Annotated in this window: 3 protein-coding genes and 1 tRNA gene; all 4 read right to left on the reverse strand. The window is 45.0% G+C overall.

What is annotated here, in order from left to right; translation table 11 throughout:
- Positions 1 to 4: 4 nt before the first annotated feature.
- The 4 genes from rpoB to FC87_RS05035 all read right to left on the reverse strand — a co-directional run bounded on the left by rpoB (position 5) and on the right by FC87_RS05035 (position 6,987).
- The gene (rpoB, locus tag FC87_RS05020) at positions 5 to 3,598 is read right to left on the reverse strand and encodes a DNA-directed RNA polymerase subunit beta (RefSeq protein ID WP_009166717.1); all 3,594 of its coding nucleotides are present in this window, start codon (positions 3,596 to 3,598) and stop codon (positions 5 to 7) included.
- 223 nt (positions 3,599 to 3,821) lie between these two features.
- Complete coding sequence (locus tag FC87_RS05025) at positions 3,822 to 6,293, reverse strand: ATP-dependent Clp protease ATP-binding subunit (protein ID WP_035421882.1); 2,472 nt, start codon at positions 6,291 to 6,293, stop codon at positions 3,822 to 3,824.
- 17 nt (positions 6,294 to 6,310) lie between these two features.
- Complete coding sequence (locus tag FC87_RS05030) at positions 6,311 to 6,784, reverse strand: CtsR family transcriptional regulator (protein WP_054690198.1); 474 nt, start codon at positions 6,782 to 6,784, stop codon at positions 6,311 to 6,313.
- 129 nt (positions 6,785 to 6,913) lie between these two features.
- Positions 6,914 to 6,987 (reverse strand) — tRNA-Pro (locus tag FC87_RS05035).
- Positions 6,988 to 7,021: the final 34 nt, after the last annotated feature.

Below are 7,021 nucleotides of genomic sequence, written 5' to 3' on the forward strand. Positions count from 1 at the left end.
ATCGTTATTCAGCATCATCGTGGTTAGCTGGATCAGCAGCTTGACCAGCCTTTTGTTTTGAAGCTGCCGAATCATCTTGCGTGGCGGCCATCTTACTTAGCGCCTTTACATTAACTACCTCATCATCTTCGTCCATATCACGAAGATCAATTGAGCGATGGTCATTGCCAAGCACCTGCATATCAAGTCCTAAGGCCTGCAGTTCTTTAACCAGCACGCGGAATGATTCCGGTACGCCTGGTTTTGGAATCGGATCGCCCTTGACAATTGCTTCATAGGTTCTAACCCGACCAACCACGTCATCTGACTTATAAGTTAAAATTTCTTGGAGGGTGTGAGCGGCACCATAGGCTTCCAGTGCCCAAACTTCCATTTCCCCAAATCGTTGTCCACCAAATTGCGCTTTTCCACCTAGTGGTTGCTGGGTAACCAACGAGTAAGGTCCAATCGAACGAGCATGAATCTTGTCTTCTGACATATGGTTCAATTTTAGATAGCCCATTACACCGACCGCAACTGGTTTGTCGAAAGGTTCACCAGTCCGACCATCATACAAAACGGTTTTCCCGTCTTTAGCCATGCCAGCCTCTTTAACCGCATCCCAAACATCAGAACTCCGTGCTCCATCAAAAACAGGAGTAGCAACATGAATTCCCAGTTTTTTGGCAGCCATCCCCAGGTGCATTTCTAACACCTGACCAATGTTCATCCGAGAAGGAACTCCCATGGGGCTTAACAAGATATCGACCGGGGTTCCGTCAGGCATGTACGGCATATCTTCTTCCGGAATCACAATTGAAACCGTTCCCTTATTACCATGCTTTCCGGCCATCTTATCGCCGACCTGCAATTTCCGTTTCTGGGCGATGTAAACGCGAACCATTTTATTCACACCGGGTTGTAATTCATCACCATTTTCTCTGGAAAAGACTTTGACGTCCTGAACTACTCCGTCTGCCCCATGCGGAACTCGAAGTGAAGTGTCGCGAACTTCGCGCGATTTTTCCCCAAAGATCGCATGTAAAAGCCGTTCTTCTGACGATAATTCGGTTACCCCCTTGGGAGTAACTTTTCCGACGAGAATGTCACCATCGTGTACCTCTGCTCCAATCCGTACGATTCCATCATCGTCAAGATCTTTCAGGGCATCATCACCGACATTAGGGATCTCGCGGGTCATTTCCTCAGGTCCCAGTTTAGTATCCCGCGTTTCTGATTCGTATTCTTCAATATGAATCGATGTGTAGGCATCCTCTTTAACTAATTTTTCACTGATAGCAATCGCATCTTCAAAGTTATACCCTTGCCAGGTCATGAAAGCCACCGTTGGATTTTGACCCAAAGCGAGTTCTCCATTTTCCATAGCTGGTCCATCAGCGATAATTTCATCAGCATCGACATGATCACCAGTCTTTACAATTGGAGTCTGGTTATAATTCATTCCGTTGTTAGAACGCATGAATTTAGTTAACTCATACGTATCTTGGGTACCGTTATCACGCCGAATTTTAACCTGCGTCGCGTCCACATATTCAACGGTTCCAGCGTACTTAGCAATCTTTGCAACCCCTGAGTCATGCGCCGTTTTGTATTCCATCCCGGTGCCGACGAGCGGTGCATGTGGATTGATCAGTGGAACGGCTTGCCGTTGCATGTTTGATCCCATCAAGGCCCGGTTCGAATCATCGTTTTCTAGGAAGGGAATACATGCTGTGGCGACCGACACCACCTGTTTTGGTGAAACATCCATATAATCGACATTATCACGGTCTGCTTCAACGTATTCTGATTTATCACGAGCCATGACTTGCTCATCACGGAAAGTCCCATCATCGTTAAGAGGGGTATTGGCCTGCGCAATTACGTATTTATCCTCATCGCCGGCCGTCAGGTAATCGATCTTATCAGTAACCTTGTGAGTATGCCAATCTACCCGGCGATATGGTGATTCGATGAAGCCGTATTTGTTAACGCGGGCATAGCCAGAGAAGGAGTTGATCAGTCCAATGTTAGGACCTTCTGGCGTTTCAATCGGACAAATTCGCCCATAGTGGGTGTAGTTAACATCTCGAACTTCATAGCCAGCTCGATCCCGGGTAATTCCACCAGGTCCAAGCGCAGAGAGACGTCGTTTGTGGGTTAATTCACCCAACGGATTAGTTTGATCCATGAACTGCGAAAGTTGTGATGAACCAAAAAATTCTTTGACCGAAGCCACTACTGGACGAATATTAATTAGTTGTTGGGGGGTTACCGTAGCTGGATCTTGAATTGACATCCGTTCACGCACAACTCGTTCCATCCGGGATAACCCAATTCGAAATTGATTTTGTAAAAGCTCCCCTACTGAACGCACCCGCCGGTTACTCAAGTGGTCAATGTCGTCGACATTTCCTAGTCCTTCTTGTAGATTCATGAAATAGTTAATTTCTGCCAACATATCAGCGGGGGTGATATGTTTGTAGTCTAGACTGATGTTGTCATTACCAACGATTGGAACCACTTTTTCTGGATCATTGGCAGAGTAAACTTTGATAATCTGAACCGTCATTGGTTCTGTAACTACGGCTTCGGCAGCTGGAGTAAACGTCACGGCTTTAAAAGCTGGATCTTTTAGATAAGGGGATAATTGTTTGATCAGTGTTTTATCAACCAGGTCCCCTTTATTAGCAATTACTTCCCCAGTTTCGGGATCGGCTAAGGTTTCAGCAAGCGTCGTTCCCATCAACCGATTCTTCAAGCTTAATTTTTGGTTGGTTTTATAACGTCCCACTGGAGCCATATCATAACGCTTAGGATCAAAGAATCTTGTAGTCAACAGATTTCTTGAAGAGTCCGCAGTTTTAGGTTCTCCTGGACGCAAGCGCTCATAGATGTCTTTTAACGCTTCTTCAACTCGGGTATCACTGGTATCTTTGTGGACATCTTTTTCGAGGGTTAGACTAAGGCTATCGCTGGTATTACCAAGAATTGCGATAATCTCATCATCAGAACCAAATCCAAGAGCGCGAACTAACTCGGTAATGGGCAACTTTCTGGTTCGATCAATGCGAATGTACGAAATGTTTTTAGCATCGGTTGCGAATTCCATCCAAGCACCGCGGTTAGGAATTACGGTAGCACTATAAATATCGCGTCCATTCTTATCCAATTCTCGGTGGTAATAAGCCCCTGGCGACCGTACTAACTGAGACACAATTACCCGTTCTGCTCCATTAATAATGAAGGTCCCCTGGTCTGTCATCAGTGGCAAATCGCCAAAAAACACATCTTGGGTCTTAATCTCACCCGTCTCGTGGTTAGTCAGTTTAAGCGTCACATGAAGCGGAGCAGCATAATTCACTTCATGAGCGCGTGCCTCAGCCACTGTATACTTGGGTTCTAACAATTGATAGTCAACAAAATCCAATGATAATTTCCCTTGGAAGTCATCAATCGGCATGATGTCTTGGAACATTTCCCGTAAGCCTTCGTCCAAAAACCAATTGTAAGAATCAGTCTGCACTTCAATCAGGTTGGGTAAATCCAACACCTTTTTAATGCGGGCGTAACTTCTCCTGGTCCGGTGTTTTCCATACTTAACAACGTTTCCAGCCAAGTTGTGTACCTCCTCTTAAAAATCCACGAAAAGAAATGTTACGTTTTCATTACAATTTGTCAAAAAAGCGATTTTAAGGCAAAAAAAATCCAAAAATAAGCGAACTTATTTTTGGCTTTCTATGCGCACCGTTCCGGACAAGAGATCGAAACGATCCATTTCAATTCAATATCTATACATTAATAATAATATCAGTCTGCTAACCATTCGTCAAGAAAGAACTTTACACCGAAACGGCGGTAGGTTGTTTGGTGGTTATAGTAATCCGCTTATTGCGGGCACCAATCGTAATCTTGGTTCCCGGTTGTAGTTGATGTTGTAATAATTCTTCACTAAGCGGATCCTCTAGCTTCGTTTGAATGGCCCGGCGCAGAGGACGTGCCCCATACTCAGGGTTATATCCACTCTTTGCCACAACATCCAAAGCAGCTGGGGTAATTTTTAATTGAAATCCTTGTTCGGCAACCCGTTGTACCAGAGACTGTGACATCAATTTTACAATTCGATGGAGTTCCGAACTAGTCAGTGCATGAAAAATAACCGTTTCGTCAATTCGATTCAAAAATTCTGGTCTAAAGAACTGCTTAACCTGCTGATCAATGACTTTGCGAACCGCCTTTTCATCACGACGAGCATGATCTGCGTCAAAACCAACGGTCTTTTGATCGCGGAGCGCCGCAGCTCCAAGGTTGGAAGTCATAATAATAATCGTGTTGCGAAAATCAACGCGCCGACCCTTAGAGTCAGTTAAAAAGCCATCATCTAACACTTGCAGCATGATGTTAAACACATCAGGATGAGCTTTTTCCACTTCGTCTAGCAAAATCACTGAATAAGGATGTTTGCGAACTTTTTCAGTCAGTTGACCGCCTTCTTCAAAACCAACGTAGCCCGGAGCCGAACCCACGAGCCGACTCGTGGAATATTTTTCCATGTATTCGCTCATATCAACCCGAATGACATCATCTTCAGAACCAAACATGGTTTCAGCCAAATCTTTGGCTAATTCAGTTTTACCCACTCCGGTGGGACCAAGAAATAGAAAGGAGCCAATCGGACGATTAGGATCTTTTAAACCGCTGCGCGCCCTACGAACTGCTCGAGCAACGGATGAAACCGCCTCATCCTGACCAACTACTCGCTTATGAAGTTCCTGCTCAAGATTAACCAAACGCTGACTGTCACGCTTCGTGAGGTGTGTAACTGGAACCCCCGTCCATTCAGAAACAATTTGTGCGACATCCTCACCAGTTTCTACCAACTGGTATTCATGCTGTTGATTCTCCCGCTTTAGTTGTTGCTGCTCTTGTTGCTGTAATTGGGTAACTTTCGTAGTGAGTACCTGCTCTTGCTGGCGTAACTCGACAGCTGCGGCAAAATTTTGGTCAGCAAGCTCTTGATCTTTTTTCATTTGTACCTGAGATAGTTTGGCTTCCTGCTTACTCAACTTAGTAACCTTCGCCAATTGATCAATGCGAACTTTTGCAGCCGCCTCGTCCATTAAATCAATCGCCTTGTCGGGGAGATAGCGGTCACTAATGTAGCGCTTCGACAAATCAACTGCCGTATTGATGGCCTCATCAGTAATCTGAACGTGGTGATGTTCTTCATACCGAGGACGAATCCCAGCTAAAATGCGTTTAGTTTGATCGACACTGGGCTCCTCGACCTGCACTTTAGCAAAACGTCGCTCTAAAGCAGCATCTGCTTCAATGTGTTTTTGGTACTCATCCAACGTGGTAGCTCCAATCAACTGCAGTTCACCACGAGCTAAGGCCGGCTTTAAAATATTAGAAGCATCAATGGCTCCTTCTGCTCCACCAGCCCCAATGAGTGTATGCAACTCATCAATAAATAAAATTACGTTTTTGGCAGTCTGAATCTCATTGATGACTTTCTTGAGCCGATTTTCAAACTCTCCACGATATTTAGTGCCAGCAACTAGCGAACCCATATCAAGCATCATAATCCGATTGTCAGCCAGATCTTTGGGTACCTGCTTTTGCACGATTTTTTGTGCCAATCCTTCAGCAATCGCGGTTTTCCCTACCCCGGGCTCACCAATCAGCACCGGGTTGTTTTTCGTTCGCCGACTAAGAATTTGAATTGATCGTTTAATTTCGGCGTCTCGACCGATAATTGGATCCAACTGATTATTTCTCGCCGCGGCCGTCAGATCCTTTGCTAACGAATCGAGCGTTGGCGTTTGTTGATTGCTACCAGCTGATTTGTTTTCAACGGTCATCCCCTGATCAGGAACCCCCATTTTACGAATCGTAATTTTGCGAACATCCGCTGGTTGGTGACCTAACGCGATGAAAATCCGAGCTGCTACCGTCTTTTCGTTTGCAGTTACAGCCAGCAACAGATGCTCTGGAGCTATTTTGGAACTACCGTACTCTTGAGCGACTTGACCAGCGGTTTGTAAAATCGTTCGCATTGCCGGCGAATATGGCAGATAATCACTGGCCTCAACTTCTTGATCACCATAGCCAACCAGTTGTTCAATCTCTTCTTTAATATCTTGTTCTGTAATTGATAGTTGTTTGAGCGTTTGATAAGCAATTCCGTTCTTAACGAGTGCCAATGCTAATAGCAATTGTTCACTGCCAACATGTTGCTGCTTAAACCGGCGTGTTTCTTCTTGAGCAGCAACTAGTACTGCTTTTGCACTCGGGGTTAATGCATCGTTCATTTAGGAACTCCTTTCGATTAACATTCGTACTTGAGGCGCATCAATAAAGAGCGCATGATTCGAGCACGAACTTGAGCTTCAGTGTAACGGTCGGTGACTGCAAGTGCCGTTGGTGCAAGTAGCGCAGCAATTAATGTCACCTCACGTTGTGATAAAATCCCATGCTCAGCTAAGGTTTGTAACAAGACTGTGGCCTCTCGGTTAGTCAGCTGATCGCCAATCGAAGCAATCAGTTGATCAAAAACATCCGCATCCTGCATCAGTTTAATGCGCTCGATACGAATATAACCACCGCCACCACGTTTACTTTGGACTAAGTACCCATCTTGAATAGTAAACCTTGTCTTAATGACATAGTTAATCTGGGACGGTACTACGTCAAAGCGTAACGCCAAATCGGCCCTGCGAATTTCAACCTGCTCGGCATCAGCATTCACTAACAATTGTTTCAAATACTCCTCAATTGTGTCCGACATGCTGTGACTTGCCATCATCTCATCTCATCTCTGACTAATTTTGACTTTAATTATAGCGGGACTTCAATTAAATAACAAGCAAACGAGCTCCAGCTAACACAAAAAACGATGAACGCAGTGTCATCGTTTTAAGCAATATTTAAGTCGGGAAGACAGGATTCGAACCTGCGACCCCCTGGTCCCAAACCAGGTGCTCTGCCAAGCTGAGCTACTTCCCGATGAAAAATGCACCTAGTAGGAGTCGAACCTACA

Source organism: Fructilactobacillus florum DSM 22689 = JCM 16035, assembly GCF_001436645.1.
GTDB classification, from domain to species: domain Bacteria; phylum Bacillota; class Bacilli; order Lactobacillales; family Lactobacillaceae; genus Fructilactobacillus; species Fructilactobacillus florum.

Bases quoted from the DNA above. Each gene is read 5' to 3' on its own strand.
- FC87_RS05025 (WP_035421882.1), bottom strand. From the start codon at position 6,293: ATGAACGATGCATTAACCCCGAGTGCAAAAGCAGTACTAGTTGCTGCT.
- FC87_RS05030 (WP_054690198.1), bottom strand. From the start codon at position 6,784: ATGGCAAGTCACAGCATGTCGGACACAATTGAGGAGTATTTGAAACAA.